This is a genomic window from Pelagibacterium sp. (assembly GCF_048264985.1).
Lineage (GTDB): Bacteria > Pseudomonadota > Alphaproteobacteria > Rhizobiales > Devosiaceae > Pelagibacterium.
In genome coordinates this window covers 16,945-39,374 of record NZ_JBLXCL010000005.1, presented here as the reverse complement: position 1 = coordinate 39,374, position 22,430 = coordinate 16,945, and the positions used below count along the sequence as shown (strand labels likewise).

The following is a 22,430-nucleotide window of genomic DNA, read 5'->3' as shown; positions in this document are numbered from 1 at the left end:
ATCACATCTCAGGGGTGGGAACAGTACCGTACAGCGCTTCGACGGCGAGCAGCGCGAACATCATGCCGATGGTCTGGACGACGATGAGCATCACGATTTGCCCGGCCTTCATGCCAACCACGAGCCGTGCATTGTTGATGCGGGCCAGAAAGCCGATCACTACAGCAAGTATAAGAATCAACTCGGCGCTCACAGTCACCAGAGCAACGACGGCCAGCGCAATCGACACTATGGCGTTGACCCAGTTTTCGACTGTCACAAAGGCTGTAAATTTCTCGGAAAGTCCGGTGAGGCGCAAGACGACCCATGACGCACTCATTATGCCGGCATAGAGCAGGGCGTTCTGAACCAGCGCGGCAAATGTCGAAACCTCAGAGCCGCTAGGCACCACCAGCGCCGAGATCAGGAAGGTGATTGCCACCGAAATCAGCAGCGCAATAAAGCTCGAGGCCAGCCCGCGCATGTCGGTGAAGAAATAGCCAGGCGCATCGCGCCGTCCAGCGATCAACCGCCAGGTGCCAACAAAAGCAGAGCGGGTTTCTTCCAAAAGGGTCGGCTGGGCTTGGGACACTAAAAAATGGCTTTCTAAAAGGCGTTGACCAACATGTAGAGGGCGATTGGCAGGACCGCAAGCAGCACGAACAGCGCCAACCCGTAGCCGATGGCAAGCGGCAGCGACAGCCCGTTTGCCTGTGCCAGCCGGAAGCCCAGAATGCCTGTTACGGCAAGGATGGCGCCGGCCAAAGGAATCCCTGCAACCGTTGCGACGCCCTCGATCAGTTTCATGAGCGCCATTAGGTAAAGGCCCGGCACCAGAAAGCGCGCGCTTTCACCCGAAAAACCCATGAACCGCATGACCAGGCCCGTTGCGATGAACAGCGCGAGCAGAGACAACAGGTGCTGGATGACGACCAACACCATGGCAAAGGGTGGGGGGAAGCCGAAGCGGAGCGTCGCCAGAACCATGGCGGCCACAACGGCGCCGCCAAAGACGATGAAGCCATTGTTGATTCCCTCGGCGTCGAGACGGAAATGGCGTTTCCAATCGTCGCGCTTGCCAAGTATCTTTGACCAGCCGGCTCCAGCCTGCTTCAGCGCTTCAAGCATCACGACAGCTCCCGGGCAAGAAAGCTGGAGACATAGGCGGCGTAAAAATCAGCCAGGCGCTCGACGTCGGCGACCGGCACGCGCTCGTCGACCTGATGCATCGTGGCCCCGATCAGACCACATTCAACTACCGGGCAATAGAGCGAGATGAACCGCGCATCCGAAGTGCCGCCTATGGTCGAGAGCTGCGGACGAACGCCGTTGAAGGTTTCCATCACATCGCAAAGATGAGCGACATGGCCGGCGGGCTCGGAGATAAAGCAGCGCGACACGGGACCGAGCTGCTCAAACTCGATGCGACAGCCGCGATTGTCGACACCGGCGATGCGGTCGTGGATTTCTGCAAGCAGCGTCTCGCCCGTCCAGGTGTCGTTGAACCTGACGTTGAAGCGTAGCGCCGTGCGCTCGGGGATGACGTTGGAAGCTGGGTTGCCGGTGTCAATTGCAGTGACTTCGAGATTTGTCGGCTGGAAGTGCTCTGTGCCTTCATCAAGGGGAGCATAAAGCTCTTGGGTTAACGCTGCGATCACCGGCATTGGATTGTTGGCCCGCTGCGGATAGGCCGCGTGGCCCTGTTTTCCGATGACAGTTATCTTGCCCGAAACCGATCCGCGGCGGCCGATTTTGATCGAATCCCCAAACGTCTCGAATGAGGACGGTTCACCAACTATGGCGAAGTCGTATTCTTCGCCTTGTGCCTGTGCCCACTCCATAAGTTTTTTGGTCCCGTTGACCGCATCGGCCTCTTCGTCATTGGTGATGGCCAGCGAGACCGTGCCATTCTCAAGCCCGCCGGTGGCGGCCATTTGTGCCATGGCGCCGCAAAACGCGGCCACGCCGCTTTTCATGTCGGTGGCGCCGCGTCCCCACATCACACCATCGACGATATCGGCGGCGTAAGGGTCGTGTGTCCAGGCGGCAATGTCGCCTGGTGGGACAACATCGGTATGGCCGGCAAACAACAGGTGAGGGCCGGGTGCGCTACCCTTGCGGGTAGCATAGAGATTATCGACAGGATAAGAGCCGTCGCCCTCGAATTTCATGCGCGTGCAGGCAAAGCCCAGCGGCGAAAGAAAGGCTTCGAGCACATCGAGCACCCCGTCCTCGATCGGGGTGACCGATGGGCGGCGGATAAGATCGGCGAGCAGGGCGACGGCGGGATTTGTCATTGGCTCAGTCGCGCAGCAGATCGTTGATCGATGTCTTGGAGCGGGTTTTTTCATCGACACGCTTGACGATCACTGCGCAATAAAGGTTCGGTCCAGGCTCGCCATTGGGCAGCGGCTTGCCGGGGAGTGAGCCCGAGACAACGACTGAATAGGGTGGAACCTTGCCATAGAAGATTTCCCCGGTCGTGCGGTCGACGATCTTTGTAGATTGGCCGATGAAAACGCCCATTGAAATGACCGACCCTTCGCCGACCACGACACCCTCGACGATTTCCGAACGGGCACCGATAAAGCAATGGTCTTCGATGATAACCGGGCCGGCCTGCAGCGGCTCGAGCACGCCGCCGATGCCGACGCCGCCCGAGAGGTGAACATTCTTGCCGATCTGGGCGCACGAACCAACGGTGACCCAGGTGTCAACCATCACGCTTTCATCGACATAGGCGCCCAGATTGACAAAGGACGGCATGAGAATGGCATTCTTGCCAATGAAAGCGGAGCGACGAACGATTGCGCCGGGCACTGCCCTAAAGCCAGCGTCGCGGAACGTGTTCTCGCTCCAGCCATCGAACTTTGATGGCACTTTGTCCCACCACTGTGCGCCGCCCGGCCCGCCGGGAATGGCCTCCATGTCGTTGAGGCGGAAAGAAAGCAACACTGCCTTTTTCAGCCACTGATTGACGACCCAATCGCCGTCAGCGCCTTTTTCCGCAACGCGCGCCTCGCCCGCGTCGAGCAGGCCGAGTGCCGTGTTGACAGCATCGCGGATCTCACCGGTCGTCTGGTAATTGACACTATCGCGTGCCTCGAAAGCGTCATCGATAGTTGCGGCAAGCTCACTCATGGACATGGGAAGTGCGGGCCTCTTTGGACTTGGCAAAAACAAGGGAGAATTCGGCGCGGACCATAACCGAAGCGTAATGGAGGGGGAACCCATATTCGGCTCTGGCGGTGGGCGGTGGATGCGTCCGGATGACGCCTTGCCGGCGTGCTGGGGTCCAAGAGTCGTCAGCCTTCCCCACGCGCCAACCTCCGACGGCGACATCACCTCGGGCTATGAAGGTATAGACGGCGTGGGGCGATGAACGCTCCGCACTGAGATTTGTAATTATGAAGCGATCATTGCCCCATGCATCCGGGATTTTTGGCTTAGTCGCCCTTCAAAGGCCAGGGTCAATCCCTTCTCCCTTTCGAGAGTACGACGGCGCTAGCAATATCGCGCCAGTCTCAATCGAGATCAGGCGGCCGGTTCGCGCCGTCCAGCGCTCGTGACGTTTGGGCCTTCCCTGCAGCGACCCGCAAGGAACCCGAACCAAACCCGCCCAAACGTTCGTTGCGCTTGCGTCCATAAAAGCGGGTTCGTCGAGCCAGTATGGGGGCGGATTTGAGCGCGGGGATAAGTAAGTTCCCGTTTAGCGCGCCTAAGCGTATCAGTCCTTTTTGCCGAACAGTTTTCTGAGCATTTCCGACATCGGGCCGGATTCGGGGATTTTGGGCCGTGGGTCCGAGCCGCGCGCCTGACGGATGTGGCTTTGTGCCTTTGGTCTGGGCACCGGTTTTTCGTCTGTCGGTTCGGCTTTGGGGGCTGAAGGAACGGCGAGCGCGAGCTTGTTCATCAGGCCGGCTGCATCGGCTTTGGCAATCAAGGCGGCGTTACGCGCCAGGGCGTCTAGCAGGGGCTCGAGCCATTCGTTTTCAGCTTTGTGGAAGTTCGAAAGCACGTGGGCGTGCACGCGGTCCTTGTGACCTGGGTGGCCGATGCCGAGGCGAATACGTATGAAGTCCTTGCCCAAATGGCTTTCAATGGACCGCAAGCCGTTGTGGCCGCCATTCCCGCCGCCGGTTTTGACTCGCACCTTGCCGGGCGCCAAGTCGAGTTCGTCGTGGATGACCGAAATGTCGGGGGGGGTGAGCTTATAGAATTGAGCCGCTTTGCTTACGGAATCGCCGGAGCGGTTCATGAAGGTCTGCGGCTTGATCAGCATGACTTTCTCGCCATCGATGACGCCTTCAGATACGAGGGCGGCAAATTTTTGGCGAAATGGCGGGAAATTGTGTTGGCGGGCGATTTCGTCGACGGCCAGAAAACCGATATTGTGCCGGTGTGCGGCGTATTCGGCGCCGGGATTGCCGAGCCCTACGATCAGGTGCATCGAAGCTCTCCGGGAAAGTGAGGGGGACCGGCAGACATGCCGCCGGTCCATAGAATTCTAGTCTTCCGACTTGTCTTCGTCTTCTTCATCCTCATCGGCGTCGGCCTCTTCAGCGCCTTCGGACGAACGCAGAGCTGACGGCGCAGCGATTGTAGCGATGGTGAAATCGCGATCGGTGATGGTCGGAACAACGCCCTTGGGCAGGTCCACAGCCGAGATGTGCAACGAATCGCCAACTTCGGCCTTGGAGAGATCCACCACGAGGTGCTCGGGGATCGAATCCGCAGGGACAGTGACTTCCACAGTGTGGCGCACGACGTTGAGCACGCCGCCCTTCTTGAGACCGGGAGACTTTTCCTCGTTCTCGAAGTGGACGGGAACATCGACCGTAAGGGTCGAGTTCTTGCCCACGCGCAGGAAATCCACATGCACGAGGAAATCGCGTACCGGCTCAAGCTGGTAATCCTTAGGAATCACGCGATGTTTTTTGCCGTCCACATCGATCTCGATGACGTGCGAAAGAAATCCGCCATCATGAATCTTGCGGAACGTGTCCTTGTAGGAAATTGCGATAGAAAGAGGGGCTTTCTTATCGCCGTAGATAACTGCAGGAACCAGACCTTGACGACGCAGCTCACGAGCGGCCCCCTTGCCCACCCGGTCCCGCACCGAAGCCTTTAGCTCGACACTCATGGAAAACATCCATTGTTGGGTGCAATCTGCAAACGCAGAGTGCGCGCCCGTCCTCCAGGGGTGACGAACGCTTCATGGAGCGGGTCTATATAGGAGGACGAAAAAATGGGCAAGAGGACCGGTGCCGCTAGCCTTCGTCTTCGGCGAGCGCTTCGAGCCCCCGCCTGTCCATTTCTTCAAGAGCTGCAGCGCGCAATGTCAGAGCGCTGGCCGTCAACGGTCCGTCTGGATCGTGATGTACGCGGAAAAGCCTGCTGGTTCCAAAGCGTTTGTGCATGTGCACGAGCATTGCGTCGGGCCAGCCGGGAATTTCGTCCAGCAGAGCCGATAGCTCAGTCTCGGCGCTTGCGCGCGGGGCCACCAAAGGGTGGCGAATAGGGGTCTTGGTCACTGATACTTCCACATACGCAGCGTACGCGGTCATGGCTTGCTTGCCCCACCGGATTTTCCGCAATAAGGGAAAATGCCGAAGCCAGCACAAAGTTCCGTACGCTGACAGCGCTTGTGGCTGAGTCGTGGCCATAGGTCAAAAACCCTTCGCTCTCTTCCGATGCCGGAAGCGTGAAGGATTCGTCCATCAAAGAGCAGCCAGGACGAATGCGTGGCTGCCCGTTAATCTGGCGTTAACCTTGGAAGATTCTTCTCTTAATCGAAGAGGCTGGACACCGATTGCTCGGACGCCGTGCGGGCTATGGCTTCGCCGATCAGCGTGGCGATCGAAATGTGACGGATCTTGTCGACCTTGGCTACAGCTTCAGTCATTTCGATCGAGTCTGTCGTGACAAGCTCCTTGAGGCGCGACTTGGCGATGCGTTCCGGCGCTTCTCCCGATAGAACCCCGTGGGTGATATAGGCAGAAACTTCCTTCGCACCGGCATTGAGCAGCGCTTCGGCAGCGTTGACCAAAGTGCCACCGGAATCGACGATGTCGTCGATGAGGATGCAGGACTGGCCTTCGACGTCGCCAATGATATTCATGACTTCGGAGACGCCTGCGCGTGGACGACGCTTATCAACGATGGCCAGTTGAGCGCCGATGCGATTGGCGACGTTGCGCGCTCGCAGCACGCCGCCGACGTCGGGCGAGACAATCATGACCTTTGAGGTGTCATAGTTCTCGGCGATGTCGCGGGTAAGGACAGGCGCGGCGTAGAGGTTGTCGGTGGGGATATCGAAGAAACCCTGGATTTGCGGTGCGTGCAGATCCAAGGTCAGAATACGGTTTGCGCCCGCATGAGTAATGAGGTTGGCAACCAGCTTCGCCGAAATCGGTGTGCGGGGCGCCGATTTGCGATCCTGTCGTGCGTAGCCATAATAGGGCAGGACTGCTGTTATGCGGCGCGCTGAAGATCGGCGCATGGCGTCGATCAGGATCAGTAATTCCATCAGGTTGTCGTTGGCTGGAAAGGACGTGGACTGAAGGATGAACACATCCTCGCCGCGTACGTTTTCGTGGATCTCTACGAAAATCTCCTTGTCAGCGAACTTCTTGACCGACGCATCGGTCAATGGAATTTCGAGATAGGTGGAAACGGCCTTGGCCACGGTGAGGTTTGAGTTACCCGTCACCAGCTTCATGGTCAGCCTCTATGTGTGCCCTGATCGCCAGAGGCCGCCAATGCCCCAAGCTTGTGGGGCGGACGTTTAGACCTAGCAACGGCTAAACTCAATATGACTTTTGAATGAAGGTGAAGGGCAGTTAACGGTGTTGCCCGTATGCACCGGCCGTTACCCTCGAGCAATCAAGGCGATCTGGCGCCCAGCCCGCGTGTTGTTGTGGGTTGCGTGGCGATGCGAAAAGTAATTGTCAGGGTGGGCGTAGGTGCAGCTTCCGACAGCCTCAACTTTGCCGATGCCCAGCGTCTTGGCCTGTGCGATGACCAGGCCGGGAACGTCGAAATGGGGTTTTGGCCAGCCCTTGGTGACTATGAAATCGGCAGCATTCGGGAATCGAGCACGGATGTCGGCGGCCATTTCTTCGCCAATTTCATAGTTCTGCGCCGATATGGCGGGACCGACGGCGGCAATAATGTTGGCGCGATCTGCGCCCAGGGCCTCCATTGCCATCACAGTGTTGGCGACAACGCCGCCGACAGCGCCCTTCCAGCCAGCGTGAGCAGCGCCGATGATTCCGGCATTTGCATCGGCAAAGAGCACGGGGACGCAATCGGCGGTCAGAATACCCAGCGCGATGCCTGAGCGGGCCGTCACAAACGCGTCTGCTTCTGGCCGGTCCTCCAGCCTGAAGGTCTTGTCGACGACATGGACATGTGTGCCGTGGACCTGCTTGGCGAGTGCGACCTCGATGGGGCCGCCCTTGAGCGCCATCACCGCGCGATGGACATTGTCGACGACATTGGCCGTGTCGTCGCCTACCCAGCGCGAGGCGTTGAGTGAAGCGAACTCGCCTTCAGATACCCCGCCGCGTCGCCCGAAAAAACCATGGCGGACAGCATTTGCTGCAGAGATGGCGGGGCTTTTTTCGACAGGTGGATGCATTGTGAGGCAGGCCTTCTTTATGCGGGAAATCCCGCTGGACGCAGTCCTGGACTCGCTGCGCACAGGACTTTGAACAGTTCACCCATCTGATCGGCCCGTGTGAGTCGATCAAAGGCCGATGCCAGGTTGGCGGCCTTTTCGGGGTTCGCAGCGGCAAGGGCGTCGTGACGCTCTGCCAGTCCCAATGATGTAAGGAAATGGCTCTGGGTCACAATGGGGTGGACCGTCAACCCAGCCATGCGTCCAGCGCGGCCCAGAGCTTCGAAATCCACATGCGTTGTGAGATCGGCACTGCCGGGCTGTGCCAAGGCATCGACAGATGCGTGCCGGGACAGAGCCTGAAGCGTTTCGCCAGGCTGGGTGCGTTCATAGCCATAATCTATGGCGAGCAGGGCGCCGCCGCGGGGGCCGAGCAAACGGCAGAGCTGGCCCATGAACTGTTGGCCAGCCAATCCGATTTCGGCAACTTCTCCGTCCTTTGCCGCCGAAAAGGGTTCTCCGATCAGCGCTTCCTCATACGGGGTGGGCGAGAGGCCGAACACGCGTTGACCATCGGAAAGCCCCACGCTGCGCTCATACCATTTTCCGTCGCGCCTAACGAATTGACGCACCGGGAGCGCATCGAAGAACTCGTTTGCGATGATAATGAGTGGCCAATCACCGAGTGCTTCCACATCCTCTATCCAGTCCGCACAATAGGATGCGAGCTTCTCGCGCTGCATGGCGATAAGGACGGGGTTGGTCTCGTAGAGTTTGAGATCGACCGCTGCAGCAAGGCCTGTGGCACGGCTCGCTACCCGAAGGGCGTCGGCGAGCAGGGTCCCGCGTCCGGGGCCAAGTTCGAGCAATGTGAATTTTTCCGGCGCGCCCATCTGGAGATAAAGATCGGCGATCCACGCGCCGATCATTTCGCCGAACGTCTGGCTTATTTCCGGCGCGGTGATGAAGTCGCCGCGCGGCCCCAGAGGGTCGGCCTTGCGATAATAGCCGCGTGTTGGATGAGTCAGGCACAAACCCATATATGTTGCCAGCGACATCGGCCCCTGTTGCCGGATCTGCATGTCGATAAGGTCACCCAGCGAAAGGCCCGCCTCAGGCATGGCGCGGCTTCCTTGCCCAAAGGATCAGTGCGATGCCGGCAACGACGATAGGCAGTGAGAGCACCATGCCCATCGTCAGCCAGCCAAAGGCAAGATAGCCGATATGGCTGTCGGGGAGACGGAAGAACTCGACGAATATGCGCGAGAGGCCATAACCGATGCCGAAAATGCCAGCGGCGATGCCGGGGCGTCGCAGGACGAGTTTGACGTGCGTGAAATAGCGGATGACGAGGAACAGCAGGACGCCTTCCAGAAGACCCTCATAGAGCTGGCTGGGGTGGCGCGGAAGATCGCCGCCGCCGGGGAAAACGACACCCCAGGGCATCGTCGTGACCGAGCCATAAAGCTCGGCATTGATGAAGTTGGCAACGCGCCCCAGGAACAGGCCGATGGTGGCGCAGCATGCCAGCAGGTCCAGGCCAGAAAGGACATTGGCGTCCTTTTTCCTGAGATAGAGGATCATTGCAATCATCAGGCCCAGCATGCCGCCGTGAAAACTCATGCCGCCATCCCAGAGCGCTATGATCTGTCCAGGATTGGCGGCGAAGACCAGCGGGTCGTAAAACAATACATATCCCAGCCGGCCGCCAACGATGATGCCGATGACAATCCAGAAGGTGAAGTCGAACAATTCGTCCGGAGTCATGGGTGGCGTGCCATTGACCCATAGCGACTTGCGCTTGAGCAGCAGCATCCCGTAGCCGACCCCGAGGAAAATACCCGCCAGATATGCAAGGGCGTACCAGCGGATGACGATGGGTCCGATGGCGAAGGCAATCGGATCGATCATAGGGAAGGGCACAGGGAGCCTCAAAGCTGATTGAATTTGGCGCGACCATGCCGCCCGGACCGGCTCTGGTCAAGCGGCGCTGGAGCCCCTACATAGTTGGGAGTGGGCCGGACGGCCAAACAAGAGGAAGTGAGCGATGTCGCAAGGACAAAAGTTTTTCGATGATCTCGGGCGGCTGATGAACGATGCCGCCTCGGTTGCCGATGGTGCGCGCCGTGAGGCAGAGACTGCGATCAGGGGCCAGATGGAGCGGGTTGCCAATGATCTCAATCTGGTCAAGCGTGAAGATTATGACGCGTTGCGCGAACTGGTCAGTATCCAGGGCGAGGAAATCGAAGCGTTGCGGCGTGAACTCGACGCGTTCAAGCGCCGCAAGAAGACGACCTGAGCCTATCGATGCGGGTCGCGGTCATATCGGACGTCCACGCGAACGCGCTGGCGCTTGAAGCGGTGCTGGCCGATATCGAGCGCCATGACGTCGAAAAAATTCTCAATCTCGGCGATCATTTTGCCGGGCCGCTGTGGCCGAAGCAAACGGCCGCCCTGTTGGCCCAACGCGAAATGGTCGCGATCAGAGGGAACACGGATCGCTATCTGTTGGAAGGCGACGTCGCTCATGCCGATGCCAGCGATCTAAAGATTCTTGCCGAAATCGATGGTGAGCCGTTGCGTTGGCTGAAGAGCCTGCCCGAAACGGCAGTGTACAGCGATACGATTTTCATGAGCCACGGGTCGCCGCGTTCGGATGAAACCTATTGGCTGGACCGCAAGGTGAAAAAGCAGGGATTCCGCGTTGCCTCGATCGATGAGGTTGAGGCCGAATTGCCCAATGCTGACTATCCCGTTTATTGTTGTGGCCATACCCACATCGCCCGTGTCGTGCCGCTGGCCGACGGTCGGATTGTCTTCAATCCTGGAAGCGTGGGCCGGCCTTCTTTCAACATGAGCGACACAGACTCCGCCATGCGGCTGTCTCCGGCCGCGTCCTACGCCATCGTCGAGCGTTCGGCAGGCAAATGGCACGTTAATCTCAGGCAGGTCGCCTATGACAACATGGCGGCATCGGCCATGGCCCGTGCCTGGGGCGAGCAAGAATGGTCGCAGGATCTGGCCAAAGGCCGCAGGCGATAAATTGCTTTATGACAGCAGTGTAAAACCTTGTGGTTTGAAAGGTTTGTTAAGAACCCGTTAACCATAACGCTCCGATCATCCACAAGAGAATTTCGGTTTTGGGTCCGCGTTTCTGGGTCCGTGCCGGGGGTGCAGTGTACAGTTGAGTTCAATGACGATTCGTACATCCTGTCCCCGGCGAAGCCGGTTCGGTTGTGCCGCGTAAGGCGTCCGGCATCCTGTCGGTCGCTGCATCTTCGAACCAACGCATAAGCGTGCGGAGCCAGCCATGTCACTCCTCGAATTGGAACTGGATCGGACCATTCATCCGGTCGATATTATCGAGCACATCGCCGCGATCAGTGACTGGTCGTTCGAGCGGCAGGACGCCGACGAGATCTCCATTTCGGTCAAAGGCGGCTGGAGCGACTACCACGTGTCGTTCAACTGGATGGAGGAGATGGAATCTCTCCATCTCGCCTGCGCGTTCGATCTGAAGGTGCCCGAGGCACGCCGGGGCGAAATCAAGCAGCTTATATCGCTGATCAACGAACAGCTCTGGATCGGTCATTTCGACATCTGGAGTAAAGAAGGCGTAGTGCTGTTCCGCAACTCGCATCTGCTTTCGGGCGGAGCAGAAGTTTCTCACCAGCAATGTGAGGCTCTCTTGCGCTCGGCTACCGAGAGTTGCGATCTCTACTATCAAGCCTTCCAGTTTGTCGTATGGGCCGGTAAGTCCGCTTCCGATGCGCTTGCCGAAGTGATGTTTGAAACTGTGGGGCAGGCATGACCCTTTCGGACGTGGGCTCGGTGCTTTTGATTGGCGCCGGCAAGATGGGCATGGCGATGGCGTCAGGATGGGTACAGGGTGGCTTGCCCGGTTCGGCGCTGACCCTTGTCGATCCTCAACCCCACGAAAGTGTTGCAGTCTTTGCCAAGGCGCACGGCGCTACAGTGCGGTCTGATCCGCCGAGCCGGACGCCACGCGTCGTGGTGTTGGCTGTCAAGCCGCAGATCATGGATGGCGTTCTGGCAATGACCAAGCCTTCAGTCGGGGCTGAAACCCTCGTTGTTTCGATTGCTGCTGGCATTTCGTCGGACAAGATCGTGAGCGGTCTGGGGACGGACCGCGTTGTGCGCGCCATGCCCAACACGCCGGCTCAGATCGGAAAAGGCATTTCCGGCGCGTTTGCCGGTGAGGCCGTAACGCCTGACGACAGGGCGTTGACCGGCGCGTTGCTTGCTGCAGCCGGCGGCGTCGTCTGGGTTGAGACCGAAGCGTTGATCGATGCGGTAACCGCTGTGTCGGGCTCGGGACCGGCATATGTGTTTCATCTTGTCGAGGCCATGGCGGCAGCGGGTGAAGCTGAAGGTCTGAGCGCGGAACAGGCGATGACTTTGGCGCGCCAAACAATTGTCGGCGCCGCGGCCCTGATGGACGCTGACGACAGTGCTGCAGCGCAATTGCGCAAGAACGTTACCTCGCCGAACGGGACCACGCAGGCTGCGCTCGATGTCCTGATGGCGCCTGACGGGCTTGGGTCATTGATGAAGCGCGCCGTCAGTGCCGCACGCAAGCGCAGCGAAGAACTGGGACAATGAGCGATACCATTTCCTTCGACGATTTTCTCAAGGTCGACATTCGTACGGGTACTGTTGTAGAAGCGCGGCCGTTTCCCGAAGCGCGCAAGCCTGCGATCATCTTGCTGATCGATTTCGGCCCCGAGCTTGGCATCAAGAAATCCTCGGCACAAATCACTGTTCATTACACGCCCGAGCAATTGGTGGGGCGGCAGGTTATGGCGGTGGTCAATTTTCCGCCACGCCAAATCGGCCCACTGAAATCGGAAGTGCTCACGCTCGGTTTCGAAGATGAAAACGGCGCTATCGTTCTGGCCTCTGTCGACACGCCGGTTGCCAATGGCCGCAAGCTTATGTGACTGCGGCTGGCAAGGGTTGGCTTGTCTTGACGTCAGGCTTTGCCATATAGGTGAGCCTCCTCAGACCGGAAGCAGCATGTGACCAACCCGGACCTTCATCCCATCGAACGCGAACCTCGTCTGCTCGGATCTAACGGTTCGGCGCTTGTGCCGCCCATGGCAGTGGCGCGATGGTTGATTATTCTGATCCTTCTAGCCTGCGTGTATTTCTTCCACGGGTTCCTGGTTCCAGTCCTTGCCGCATTGATAATCGGGTTTGCGAGCTGGCCGGTCTATCGGCGCGTGTTGGGCACTGTGGGCGGAAATCGCACGCTGGCGGCCAGCCTGATGATCGCTGTGATCGTGCTGTTCATCCTGATCCCTATTCTTATGGCACTGACCTACGCGACAAATGAAGCGCGTCAGTTGATCGGCTGGGTGCTCGCGACAAATGCCAATGGTTCGGCTGCCCCGGAATGGTTTGCAACCCTGCCGATGGTGGGAGAATGGGCAACCGAACAGTGGGACCTTTACGTTGGTCGCCCCGGTGCATTGGGGCAATATGTCGCCTATATCGGCGGCGCCAATATTTACAGCATCTACCAGACAGTGCTGGCCGCCGGAGGCAGCTTCCTCGATCTTGCGCTCAATCTGCTGTTCATGCTGATCGCTCTGCTGTTCGTTTATCGCGACGGGGCCAATCTGGCTGGACAGCTTGACCGGTTCGGTGAGCGTATTCTGCCGACCCGCTGGCAGAGGTTGTCGCGGGTGGTGCCGGCCACCATCAGCTCGACAGTAACTGGAATGACCATCATCGCGATTGGCGAGGGCATCGTCCTTGGTATCGCCTATGCGCTTGCCGGCGCGCCGTCGCCGGTGCTGCTGGGCGTCATTACCGGTGTGGCAGCAATGATACCGGGCGGGGCGCCGCTTTCATTTACACTTGTGTCGGTCTATCTGGCGGCCAGCGGGTCTGTGATTCCAGGGATTGCACTGTTCGTGTGGGGTTCTGTCGAGTTGTTCATCGTCGACAAGACACTGCGGCCCAAACTTGTCGGTGGGCCGATCAAGCTGCCATTCCTGCCGACCTTCTTTGGCTTGATTGGCGGGGTGAAGACGATGGGCTTTGTGGGCCTGTTCATCGGCCCCGTACTGATGGCGCTGTTTGTTTCGATGTGGCGCGAATGGGTCCACGATCTCGATCAATCCGATGATGACGGGGGCGCGGGCCTTGCAGTGCCCCCCGAGACAGACGCGTTAGGCGATGCCCGCAAAGATGAGGCCCAAAAGGAAAACGCCTAGTACGATCCTATAGATAACGAAGGGCGTATAGGACTGGCGTTCGAGCCATTTCATCAGCAGCGCAATGCTTGCAAATGCGGCGAAGAACGCAAGAATGCCGCCAAAAAGCGCATCCGAAGTGACCTGCGCATTGCCCGATTTGTACAGATCGTAACCCGCGAGAACGCCGGCGCCCAAGATTGTCGGAATGGACAGCAGCATGGCAAGCCGGGCAGACAGAGGCCGGTCCATGCCCACGAACCGTGCGGCAGTCATGCAGATGCCCGAGCGCGAAACGCCGGGTATGATCGCTAGGCATTGCGCAAATCCCACGACCATGGCGTCGCGCAGCGAGAGTGCTTCGAGCGTGTCCTTCTGTTCGGGACGACGATCGGCAAGCCAGAGCAGTATGCCGAAAAGGATTGTGGTCCAGGCGATGATCGCGAGGTTCCGGCCAGCTTCGGTGACCAGATCCTTGGCAAGAAAAGCAACGACCACAATGGGAAGTGAAGCCGCAATGACCACGAGCAGCGTGCGAAAGCGGGGCCCCATCCTGCCTGTGACGCCGTCAACAAGGCCCATGAACAGCATAACGACATCGCGCCAGAAATAGACGATGACCGCACCCAGAGAGCCGACATGAAGCGCGATATCAAGCGCAAGTTCCTCGGCGGGTGTCATTACAGTGGACGTGACGCCCAAAAGCCCAAGCAGCCAACGGCCCAGGATCAGGTGTCCCGAGGAGCTGATAGGCAAAAACTCGGTGATGCCCTGAACCAGAGCCAGAAAGACGGTGCTGATGATGTCCAATTGGGAAGTCGTCCTATGACGTTGGTTCGACCAGGCGCAGGGAGCGCAGCAATTGCTGGTCACTACGCTCGGTCATTTCGGCAAAGAAATGTCGCACGCCTTCGCGGGTTTCTTCTGGAAGTGCTGCAAAGGCCGCTTCAATGCGGCGCGCCTGGGTGGCGCTGAGGACTTCAAAGAAATCGCGACCCTTTTCGGTGGGAAACAGCAGGCGCTGACGTCGGTCGGTTTCGCCATGCCTTTGCGCCACATAACCATTGTCGATCAACTGACGCAGCACTCGCGCAAGGCTCTGCTTTGTAATGCGCAGGATATCGAGCAAATCGGCAACTGTCATGCCAGGCCGCAGATTGACGAAATAGATGACCCGGTGATGAGCGCGGCCAAATCCCTGCATCTCGAGAAGTGCATCGGCGTCGCGCACGAAATCACGATAGGCAAAGAAGAACAGCCCCATGATATCGATCGGCATCTCAGGAAAATCATAGATGGCCGAATTTATGTCAGCCTTGTTGACATTAATTGAATGCGCTGGCATCGTCCTACCAATATCTTTGCCCTCTAATGACTTATCACAGAGCCGCTTTGGTTTGCCAAGTGGTGAGAGAATACTGCATTATGGGACACAGATTGTGGGCGATTGGCCCACACGAAACAAACGCATAATCGGGAGATTAAGATGGCCACCGTGCCAATGGATCAGCGAGACGGTTGGATCTGGTATAATGGCGAGATGGTGCCCTGGAAGGACGCCAAGCTCCATGTACTGACTCACGGTCTTCACTATGCCAGCAGCGTCTTTGAGGGGCAGCGCGCTTATGGCGGAGAGGTGTTCAAGCTGCGCGAGCATACCGAGCGGTTGATCTTTTCGGGCAAGACGCTCGATTTCACAATTCCGTACTCGGCCGAAGAGATCGATGACGCCTGCCGTCAGGTTCTTGCCAAGAACAATCTTGTCGACGCCTATATGCGCCCGGTCGCCTGGCGCGGATCGGAAACGCTTTCGGTTCCTGCACGTGACAACACTGTGCATTTGGCGATCGCGGCCTGGGTTTGGCCGAGCTACTTCTCCACCGAAGAGCGGCTCAAGGGCATTCGCCTTTGCTGGGCGGACTGGAAGCGGCCATCGCCGGAAACCATTCCGTGCAAGGCAAAGGCTGCTGGCCTATACATGATCTGCACGTTGTCCAAGCACGCGGCCATGGATAAGGGCTATGCCGATGCGCTGATGCTCGATTATCGTGGCTATGTCGCTGAAGCCACTGGAGCCAACGTGTTCTTTGTCAAAGGCAAGGACATCACAACACCGCTTCCGGATTGCTTCCTCGACGGCATTACGCGCCGCACACTGATCGCGCTGGCCAAGGCAAATGGCTATACCGTCACAGAACGGCACATCAAGCCCGAAGAACTTTCACAATTCGACGAGTGTTTCCTGACCGGCACCGCCGCAGAAGTGACCCCGGTTTCCGAAGTGGGCGATTACAAGTTCGCGCCGGGCGAAGCCTGCCGGACGCTGGTTGAAGCTTATATGAGCGAAGTGCAGCCCAAAAAGGCAGCAGCTGAATAAAAAGCCGCAGTATGAGCGAATTTGAAGAGCCGGGGAGAAATCTCCGGCTCTTTTTTGTGGGTCGAACCAAGGATATCGAGAATTGCTGGCGATACTGGTGAATTCATTGCCAGCGCGCAGTGGCTTTGTCGTCGCTATCTTTGGCGTCCACCCATCGGATGCCGTGAGCTCCTTCTTCCTTCTTCCAGAAGGGCGCAGTGGTTTTCAACGTATCCATGATGAAATTGGCGCCGTCGAATGCCGCTTGCCTGTGCGGCGCGAGAGTCATCACCTGCACTATGGGATCTCCTGGATAGAGCTTGCCAAAGCGATGGACGATTTCAGCATCAAGGAGCTTGAACCGTGTCATGGCGATTGCACGTAAGTCTTCGAGCTGGCGTCGCGCGAGAGCGGGATAATGCTCAAGCGTCATTGACGTAATGGGATCTGCAGGCGTCGAGCGCACGAGCCCCGTAAATGTCAGTGCAGCGCCAGCACCAGTGTGGGCCCTTAGAAAAGTATTGAACAGGGCGCCAGGGTCGAATGCATCTGATTGCAGTGTGACGCTCATTTCAGCCGCCTGTCATCGGCGGAAAAAGCGCGACAGTTTGTGCATTGCCCAAAGGCGTGTCGTGATCGACCAGCTCGTCATCGATTGCAGCACGAATGAGCTGGCGGTTTGCCGTTGCCAGCGCAAAACCTTCATCATGGTCGGCGAGCCAGCCAATCAGATCGGCGACCGTTGCAACTGTTTCCGGAACGGTCACGTGGTCGCTGTCTCGACCGAGCCGCTCGCGCAGCCAGGCAAAATATAGAATTTTCATAGAGATTCGTCCTCGTCGCGCGCCAGATGGCGGGATACGCCGGACCAGTATTGCCATCCGGTGATGGCTGTGAGGCTTGCGGCCAGCCAGAGCAGAATATCACTCAGCTCGCGCATGCCCGGGATAAGCGGTTCGGCGATAATCACGCCGAGCGCTACAAGCTGAACAGTGGTTTTATATTTGGCGAGCTTTGAAACGGGAACCGTGATTTTCTCTGTGCCCATGAACTCACGCAGGCCTGAGACAAAGATCTCACGCAGCAGGATGATCGTGGCTGGGATGAGGTCCCAGAGGCCAAAACTGCCGTCAAAGCAGAAAACAAGCAGCAGTGCGCCGACGAGCAATTTGTCGGCAATGGGGTCGAGCATGCGGCCTATTGGCGAGACAGAGCCGTATTTGCGTGCAAAATAGCCATCAAAGAAATCGGTTACGGCGGCAGCGATGTAGAGCAGCAGCGCCAGCCAACGCAGCGGGCCGTTGTCGGTCAGCAAGAACAGCATGACGACGGGAATGGCGGCGATGCGGCCATACGTCAAAAGGTTTGGCAGTCGGGCCATATCGAATTTTGTTTCGGTCATTTCGTATTCCTGACCCTGGTTATCTTTGGTTGAAGTGATCGTAGATCATTTGCGCCATTGCAGTCGATATACCTGGCAGCGCGGCGATATCGGCGACGGACGCGCGCGAGACGGCCTTTGCCGAGCCAAAATGCTGGAGCAGAGCACGCTTGCGTGTTGGGCCAATACCGCCAATTTCATCCAGTGGATTTTTGACCATTTCCTTTTTGCGACGGGCACGGTGGGTGCCGATCGCAAAACGGTGCGCCTCATCGCGAAGGCGCTGAACGTAGTAGAGAACGGGGTCACGCGCAGGCAACATGAACGGCTCCTTACCCTCCATATAGAACGTCTCACGGCCCGCATTGCGTTCTTCGCCCTTGGCAATGCCGATAATAGTGACGTCGCGAGGAAGGCTCATTTCCGCCAGCACTGCCTTGACGGCATTGGTTTGACCGGCACCACCATCGATAAGCAGGACGTCCGGCCAATCGGGCATCTCGTTGGCATCATCCCCGGCGTCGGGCGCGCTTTCGTTGGCTAGCCGTGTAAATCGGCGGGTAAGCACTTCGCGCATCATGCCAAAATCGTCGCCCGGCGTGAGGTCGTGGGACTTGATGTTGAAGGTGCGATAGTGCTTTTTTGAAAGCCCTTCCATACCTGCCACGACCATGCCTCCGACGGCATTTGTACCTTGAATGTGGGAGTTATCGTAGATCTCGATGCGACGCGGTGTCTCCTCGAGGCCAAACGTATCCGCCATGGCTTCGAGCAGTTTGCGCTGGCTGGCCGAATCGGAAAGATGGCGCCCCAAGGCTTCGCGGGCGTTGGTCAGTGCGTTTTCGACCAATGTACGTTTTTCGCCCCGGCGCGGGGTTTCGATTCGCACACTGCGCTCGGCGCGGGAGGAGAGCGCTTCGCGCAATACATCGGGCTCGGTCAGATCCTCGGAAAGCAGCACGAGCTTTGGCGGGGTGCGATTTTCATAGAACTGGGCGATAAAGGCTTCAAGCACTTCAGCATTGGTGCTGTCATCGTTGGCGCGGGGATAAAAAGCGTAATTGCCCCAATTCTGGTGGGCGCGATAGAAGAATACCTGCACGCAGAAACCGCCGGCCTCATTATGGATGGCGAAAACGTCAGCCTCGGGAACCGACTGCGCCCCGTTGCCTGTTGAGCCCTGGATGAGCGCGAGCGCACCGAGGCGGTCACGCAGCATTGCTGCGCGCTCGAAATCGAGCGCTTCGGCAGCTCCGTTCATTTCTTTTTGCAGATGGTCCTGCACCGCCTTTGTCTTGCCCGAGAGGAAGGCGCGAGCCTCGTCGACGAGTTCATTGTAGTCCGGGATCGAAATGACGCCGGTGCAGGGGGCTGCGCAGCGCTTGATCTGATGCTGAAGACAGGGGCGGGTGCGCCCGGCATAAAAACTGTCCGAACAGTTGCGCAACAGAAACGCTTTTTGCAGTGCCGCGATGGTGCGGCTGACCGCAACAGCGGATGCAAAAGGGCCGAAATAATCGCCTTTGCGGCGTCGAGAGCCGCGATGCTTCGTGAGTTCGGGGGCCTCGTGTTCGGTGGCGATGAGGATGTAGGGGAACGTCTTGTCGTCACGCAGCAATACGTTAAAGCGCGGCCGAAGGCGCTTAATCATATTGGCTTCAAGCAGAAGTGCTGCGGCTTCAGTTTCGGTGCGCACGAACTCCATCGACCGGGTCGATGCAATCATTCGGTTGATGCGAACCGAATTGCCTTCATAGCTCGTGTAGTTGGTAACGCGCGATTTGAGGTTGCGCGCCTTGCCGACATAAATGACGTCGCCCTTTTCATCGATCATGCGGTAAACCCCCGCGCCGGTGGGCAGGGTTCTTACAAAGCGCTTGATGATGTCGGGGCCGGGGAGGGGTTCGTCTGTCATTGCTTGCGGGGGGTCGGCGCGCTGCGCGCGCTCCATTCGAGATGTTCGCCGCCATCGAGCGCGATCATCTGCCCAGTCATCGAGGGCAGGTTTAGAATTGCGACAACGCCATCGGCAATGCCGTCCGGGTCGGCACCCGTCTGGAGCGGAAGGCGCTTGCGGGATGCCTCAAATTCGCTCTCGGATTGGCGGCTGTTGGCCAGAGTCGGTCCAGGACCAATTGCGTTCACCCGAACGCGGGGTGCAAGAGATTGCGACAAGGTGCGCGTTGCCGTCCAGAGCAGTGATTTAGAGAGCGTGTACGAGAAATAGTCCGGCGAGAGCGCTAGTACCCGTTCATCTATGATATTGACGATGTTGCCATTTTCGTGGGCAGGAAGTTGCGCGGCAAAATCGCGGGCCAGAAAGATCGGCGCTTCGGCATGAACTGCCATGTGCAGGTCCCAAAGATCTTCATGCAGCGTATCGGCGCTGTCAGGTTCGAAAATTGATGCGTTGTTGACCAGAACGCATAACGGACCAAACAGCTCGGAAGCGCCCGCAATCAGCCCCATGCGATCCTGACGATTGGCCAGATCGGCACGCAGCGCAGCAGCGAAACCGCCATCGGCGCCAATGGCGTCGGCAAGGCTTTCGGCTTTCTCGCCTGACGAGCGATAATGGATGATGACAGCATAGCCCTCAGCGGCCAGACGCGTGGCAATTGCTGCGCCTATCCTGTCTGCGGCTCCTGTTATCAGCGCTGCTGGCGGCATGTCTGAACTTCCGTAGTGAGTGCGAATTGGCCTGTTACCGAGATAGGCAGAACGGGCTTCCAAAGCAATGGTTCGGGCCGCGTGATGCTGCAGCTTACCGCGAATCAGGAATGGGCGTAGGCTCAGGATCGTGGGGAGGTGCAATTTAGCACCTCGTTATCAGGAGGGGACTATGGAAACGCTTATCCCTATTATAATCCAACTGGTGGCCGGGGCCATCGGTGGCAACGGCATTGGCGCGACGACCAAGACGCTCAGTCTTGGTCCGACGGGAAACTCTATTGCCGGTGCTATCGGCGGTGTTGGCGGAACGTGGCTGGCCAGTCTGATACCGGGTCTGGCCAATCTTATCGGCGGTGCAGGCGCCGGTTTGGATGCCGGTATGCTGGTTACGCAAGGTCTTTCGGGGCTCGTAGGCGGCGGTGTTTTGACAGCGATCGTTGCCGCTGTTCGCAAATCAATGGCAAAATGACGTCTTCGCGATTGTGATTTCGGACCCGGGCGGCAGCGTCCGGGTCCTTGGCTGCAGCACAGTCTAGCCCCTGACTTTGCCAATGCCCCACATGACCAGTCCGGCGATCAGGCAAAGACCGCCCAGAGGGGCCACTGAAAGGCTGAGCAGGACTGGCACCAGGTTGGAAACGCCGGGAAACAGCAGAGCCATGATTGCCAGCGGGACAAGGCCAATGGCAAGCAGCAGCATTCCGAGTTGGATGAAGGCGATACCCCAGCGAAACGTTGTCATGGCTCTAATCGTGCTCCTGCAAATGACCCGGTCAGGATAGATCAGCGATCCTGACCCTGAGGTGAACGAGCTTAGCATGAGACGTTCGGGTGGGAGAGGTTGCGGGAGCGGTCGGTGATGGCCATGTTGGAACGACAGTGTTTGTGAGGAGACAATTGGTTTGATTATCGTGCTCTATGCGGCGCTCGGACTGGCGGCGATCACCATCATTGGCAATTTGATGCTGGCGAAATGGAACGCGCAGCGCATCGAAACGCGGATCAGCACGCGCGGCGAAGCTTACCTGGCCAGTCTTGAGCGCGAGGGGTTGCCCGAGGCGCTTGCCGCGATGAGTGAGGTCGAGCGCAGGGATATCGTGATGAGCGCCGGCCATGAGGTGCGGGCCGAGAGCGACAGGCGGTTTTATCTCGCGACAATTGGCGGGATGGCCGTGTTTTTTGTCGCCCTGGGCTTTGGCATTGAAGCGGGCGGGGTGCAGGCCTTTCTCCTGGCCCTGCTGGTGGGCGCGGCGGCGATCTACGGGGTGACCGTAATCATGCGCCGTCCTTCGTGCCCGGCTTGCAGCACGCGGGCTGGATGCCGAGCGGCTGCGGACCAATTAACCTATTTCAGCCCCAGAACCGCGCCACCCACATAAACCAGAGCGCCGGCAGCGATGAGGCCGAGGGGAGCGAGCGCCAGGACGGACACAATGGACCCTGTGCCGGCTGGCAGATGGATATTGCCGCTGGCCAATCCGCTGGCGATGGCGCGTTCGAGGGCGACCATGCCGACGCCGGAAAGCATGAGAGCGGAAGCGAGCTTGACGTAGGATTTCATCGGATGGTCCATCGAAAGACTGACTGAAAGCCCACCATATTGGTTTTGGGCTTTGAGAAAGCAAGATGGCCGGAGCAATGAAAGCTCCGGCCATTATCGTATGTGTTGTCGTTAGTTTCCGATGCAGAAATAGCCGTTCGGGCCGTTAAAGCACACTTCGGAATTGTTGGGGGGCCGGGGACGCGGGGGTGGGCCCGGGTTCCAGTGCGGAGGCCGTGGATTGCCCCAGTGCGGCGGGCGGGGCGGGTTGTTGCCCCAGAAGGGCGGGCGCGGCGGATTGGGGTTCCAGCTCGGCGGATTGGGGCGCGGGGGCTGCCAGCTCGGCGGGTTGGGCCGGGGCGGGGTCCAGTTGCCGACTTCGCGCAGATAGTTCTGCGAAGCCCAGCCGGTGCGACCGTAGCGGCCCGTGTCGAGGAAGCACCAGCCCGAGCGGCAGTACTGCACATCGACAACCTGATTGCGCTGGAGGGTGGTCACCACGCCATAATTGGTGCCCGGTCCCGAGCGGACATTGAGGGCATTGGTCGCGTAGGCTTCCCAGGCAAAGGCGCCTGTGGTCATCACCGCGACCAGGAGAGCGGCGATGCCGCCCTTTATTGCTGTTTTTCCGAGAGCCATGACGCTTCTCCTGTGAGTTG

At 58.6% G+C, this 22,430-nt stretch carries 30 protein-coding genes; 9 read left to right on the top strand and 21 right to left on the bottom strand.

Annotated elements, in window-relative coordinates; all coding sequences use genetic code 11:
- Position 1: 1 nt before the first annotated feature.
- The 11 genes from ACN0TA_RS13855 to lgt form a co-directional block, all read right to left on the bottom strand.
- Positions 2–571, bottom strand: a complete 570-nt coding sequence (locus tag ACN0TA_RS13855; RefSeq protein WP_417583917.1) for a hypothetical protein — start codon at positions 569–571, stop codon at positions 2–4.
- Between the two features lie 14 nt (positions 572–585).
- Positions 586–1,107, bottom strand: a complete 522-nt coding sequence (locus ACN0TA_RS13850; RefSeq protein WP_417583915.1) for a hypothetical protein — start codon at positions 1,105–1,107, stop codon at positions 586–588.
- Positions 1,107–2,276, bottom strand: a complete 1,170-nt coding sequence (gene dapE / locus ACN0TA_RS13845) for a succinyl-diaminopimelate desuccinylase (RefSeq protein WP_417583913.1) — start codon at positions 2,274–2,276, stop codon at positions 1,107–1,109. Before dapE ends, ACN0TA_RS13850 begins: the two co-directional genes overlap by 1 nt.
- A 4-nt stretch (positions 2,277–2,280) precedes the next feature.
- Entirely contained in the window at positions 2,281–3,126 is an 846-nt protein-coding gene (gene dapD / locus ACN0TA_RS13840; protein WP_417583911.1) for a 2,3,4,5-tetrahydropyridine-2,6-dicarboxylate N-succinyltransferase, read from the bottom strand.
- Between the two features lie 580 nt (positions 3,127–3,706).
- Positions 3,707–4,429, bottom strand: coding sequence for an aminoacyl-tRNA hydrolase (gene pth, locus ACN0TA_RS13835; RefSeq protein WP_417583909.1), 723 nt, complete (start codon positions 4,427–4,429; stop codon positions 3,707–3,709).
- 57 nt (positions 4,430–4,486) lie between these two features.
- Positions 4,487–5,122: a 50S ribosomal protein L25/general stress protein Ctc gene (locus tag ACN0TA_RS13830; protein ID WP_417583907.1), complete on the bottom strand. Its 636-nt coding sequence runs from the start codon at positions 5,120–5,122 to the stop codon at positions 4,487–4,489.
- 127 nt (positions 5,123–5,249) lie between these two features.
- A complete protein-coding gene (locus ACN0TA_RS13825) occupies positions 5,250–5,513 on the bottom strand; it encodes a hypothetical protein (protein WP_417583905.1) in 264 nt (87 codons plus the stop codon).
- A gap of 254 nt (positions 5,514–5,767) precedes the next feature.
- Positions 5,768–6,700 (bottom strand): ribose-phosphate pyrophosphokinase, encoded by a 933-nt coding sequence (locus ACN0TA_RS13820; RefSeq protein WP_417583903.1) that lies wholly within the window; start codon positions 6,698–6,700, stop codon positions 5,768–5,770.
- Positions 6,701–6,850: 150 nt separating this feature from the next.
- Positions 6,851–7,621, bottom strand: a complete 771-nt coding sequence (gene pgeF, locus ACN0TA_RS13815; protein ID WP_417583901.1) for a peptidoglycan editing factor PgeF — start codon at positions 7,619–7,621, stop codon at positions 6,851–6,853.
- Positions 7,622–7,638: 17 nt separating this feature from the next.
- Positions 7,639–8,721: a class I SAM-dependent methyltransferase gene (locus ACN0TA_RS13810; protein WP_417583899.1), complete on the bottom strand. Its 1,083-nt coding sequence runs from the start codon at positions 8,719–8,721 to the stop codon at positions 7,639–7,641.
- Positions 8,714–9,511 carry a prolipoprotein diacylglyceryl transferase gene (gene lgt, locus ACN0TA_RS13805; protein ID WP_417584167.1) on the bottom strand — a complete coding sequence of 266 codons (798 nt, stop codon included), beginning with the start codon at positions 9,509–9,511 and terminating at the stop codon, positions 8,714–8,716. The genes ACN0TA_RS13810 and lgt overlap by 8 nt, the downstream gene beginning before the upstream one ends.
- 136 nt (positions 9,512–9,647) lie before the next feature.
- Here lgt and ACN0TA_RS13800 point away from each other — a divergent pair, with 136 nt between their 5' ends.
- The 6 genes from ACN0TA_RS13800 to ACN0TA_RS13775 all read left to right on the top strand — a co-directional run bounded on the left by ACN0TA_RS13800 (position 9,648) and on the right by ACN0TA_RS13775 (position 13,842).
- Positions 9,648–9,899 carry an accessory factor UbiK family protein gene (locus tag ACN0TA_RS13800; RefSeq protein ID WP_417583897.1) on the top strand — a complete coding sequence of 84 codons (252 nt, stop codon included), beginning with the start codon at positions 9,648–9,650 and terminating at the stop codon, positions 9,897–9,899.
- A gap of 8 nt (positions 9,900–9,907) precedes the next feature.
- Positions 9,908–10,642 (top strand): metallophosphoesterase family protein, encoded by a 735-nt coding sequence (locus tag ACN0TA_RS13795; protein WP_417583895.1) that lies wholly within the window; start codon positions 9,908–9,910, stop codon positions 10,640–10,642.
- A gap of 268 nt (positions 10,643–10,910) precedes the next feature.
- A complete protein-coding gene (locus ACN0TA_RS13790) occupies positions 10,911–11,411 on the top strand; it encodes a YbjN domain-containing protein (RefSeq protein ID WP_417583893.1) in 501 nt (166 codons plus the stop codon).
- The gene (gene proC, locus ACN0TA_RS13785) at positions 11,408–12,223 is read left to right on the top strand and encodes a pyrroline-5-carboxylate reductase (protein ID WP_417583891.1); all 816 of its coding nucleotides are present in this window, start codon (positions 11,408–11,410) and stop codon (positions 12,221–12,223) included. The genes ACN0TA_RS13790 and proC overlap by 4 nt, the downstream gene beginning before the upstream one ends.
- Positions 12,220–12,561 (top strand): tRNA-binding protein, encoded by a 342-nt coding sequence (locus ACN0TA_RS13780; protein WP_417583889.1) that lies wholly within the window; start codon positions 12,220–12,222, stop codon positions 12,559–12,561. The genes proC and ACN0TA_RS13780 overlap by 4 nt, the downstream gene beginning before the upstream one ends.
- A 78-nt stretch (positions 12,562–12,639) precedes the next feature.
- Positions 12,640–13,842, top strand: coding sequence for an AI-2E family transporter (locus ACN0TA_RS13775; protein WP_417583887.1), 1,203 nt, complete (start codon positions 12,640–12,642; stop codon positions 13,840–13,842).
- On the opposite strand, the gene ACN0TA_RS13770 is transcribed toward ACN0TA_RS13775, so the two are convergent.
- Together ACN0TA_RS13770 and ACN0TA_RS13765 are read right to left on the bottom strand one after the other, a co-directional pair.
- Complete coding sequence (locus tag ACN0TA_RS13770; RefSeq protein ID WP_417583885.1) at positions 13,798–14,631, bottom strand: undecaprenyl-diphosphate phosphatase; 834 nt, start codon at positions 14,629–14,631, stop codon at positions 13,798–13,800. The two genes, ACN0TA_RS13775 and ACN0TA_RS13770, sit on opposite strands and share 45 nt — an antisense overlap.
- 13 nt (positions 14,632–14,644) lie before the next feature.
- A complete protein-coding gene (locus tag ACN0TA_RS13765) occupies positions 14,645–15,100 on the bottom strand; it encodes a MarR family winged helix-turn-helix transcriptional regulator (RefSeq protein ID WP_417584165.1) in 456 nt (151 codons plus the stop codon).
- Between the two features lie 207 nt (positions 15,101–15,307).
- Between ACN0TA_RS13765 and ACN0TA_RS13760 the strand changes: the two genes are divergently transcribed.
- Positions 15,308–16,198, top strand: coding sequence for a branched-chain amino acid aminotransferase (locus ACN0TA_RS13760; protein WP_417583883.1), 891 nt, complete (start codon positions 15,308–15,310; stop codon positions 16,196–16,198).
- A gap of 103 nt (positions 16,199–16,301) precedes the next feature.
- Here the strand turns inward: ACN0TA_RS13760 and ACN0TA_RS13755 are convergent, their stop codons facing one another.
- Genes ACN0TA_RS13755 through ACN0TA_RS13735 form a run of 5 tightly spaced genes read right to left on the bottom strand, consistent with a single transcriptional unit; the run spans position 16,302 to position 20,228 of the window.
- A complete protein-coding gene (locus ACN0TA_RS13755; protein ID WP_417583881.1) occupies positions 16,302–16,748 on the bottom strand; it encodes a molybdenum cofactor biosynthesis protein MoaE in 447 nt (148 codons plus the stop codon).
- Between the two features lies 1 nt (position 16,749).
- Positions 16,750–17,001, bottom strand: coding sequence for a molybdopterin converting factor subunit 1 (moaD, locus tag ACN0TA_RS13750; protein WP_417583879.1), 252 nt, complete (start codon positions 16,999–17,001; stop codon positions 16,750–16,752).
- Positions 16,998–17,579, bottom strand: coding sequence for a CDP-diacylglycerol--glycerol-3-phosphate 3-phosphatidyltransferase (gene pgsA, locus ACN0TA_RS13745; RefSeq protein WP_417583877.1), 582 nt, complete (start codon positions 17,577–17,579; stop codon positions 16,998–17,000). Before pgsA ends, moaD begins: the two co-directional genes overlap by 4 nt.
- Before the next feature lie 19 nt (positions 17,580–17,598).
- Positions 17,599–19,509, bottom strand: coding sequence for an excinuclease ABC subunit UvrC (gene uvrC, locus ACN0TA_RS13740; RefSeq protein ID WP_417583875.1), 1,911 nt, complete (start codon positions 19,507–19,509; stop codon positions 17,599–17,601).
- Positions 19,470–20,228 (bottom strand): SDR family oxidoreductase, encoded by a 759-nt coding sequence (locus tag ACN0TA_RS13735; protein WP_417583873.1) that lies wholly within the window; start codon positions 20,226–20,228, stop codon positions 19,470–19,472. Before ACN0TA_RS13735 ends, uvrC begins: the two co-directional genes overlap by 40 nt.
- 172 nt (positions 20,229–20,400) lie before the next feature.
- On the opposite strand from ACN0TA_RS13735, the gene ACN0TA_RS13730 reads away from it, so the two are divergent.
- On the top strand, positions 20,401–20,700 hold the full coding sequence (locus ACN0TA_RS13730; RefSeq protein WP_417583871.1) for a hypothetical protein: 300 nt from the start codon (positions 20,401–20,403) through the stop codon (positions 20,698–20,700).
- Positions 20,701–20,763: 63 nt separating this feature from the next.
- Here the strand turns inward: ACN0TA_RS13730 and ACN0TA_RS13725 are convergent, their stop codons facing one another.
- Positions 20,764–20,973, bottom strand: a complete 210-nt coding sequence (locus ACN0TA_RS13725) for a hypothetical protein (RefSeq protein ID WP_417583869.1) — start codon at positions 20,971–20,973, stop codon at positions 20,764–20,766.
- A 160-nt stretch (positions 20,974–21,133) separates the two neighbouring features.
- Here ACN0TA_RS13725 and ACN0TA_RS13720 point away from each other — a divergent pair, with 160 nt between their 5' ends.
- Positions 21,134–21,610, top strand: a complete 477-nt coding sequence (locus ACN0TA_RS13720) for a hypothetical protein (protein WP_417583867.1) — start codon at positions 21,134–21,136, stop codon at positions 21,608–21,610.
- Here the strand turns inward: ACN0TA_RS13720 and ACN0TA_RS13715 are convergent.
- Both ACN0TA_RS13715 and ACN0TA_RS13710 read right to left on the bottom strand, forming a co-directional pair.
- Positions 21,577–21,792, bottom strand: coding sequence for a hypothetical protein (locus tag ACN0TA_RS13715; protein WP_417583865.1), 216 nt, complete (start codon positions 21,790–21,792; stop codon positions 21,577–21,579). The genes ACN0TA_RS13720 and ACN0TA_RS13715 overlap by 34 nt on opposite strands.
- A 111-nt stretch (positions 21,793–21,903) precedes the next feature.
- Complete coding sequence (locus ACN0TA_RS13710; protein ID WP_417583863.1) at positions 21,904–22,410, bottom strand: SH3 domain-containing protein; 507 nt, start codon at positions 22,408–22,410, stop codon at positions 21,904–21,906.
- Positions 22,411–22,430: the final 20 nt, after the last annotated feature.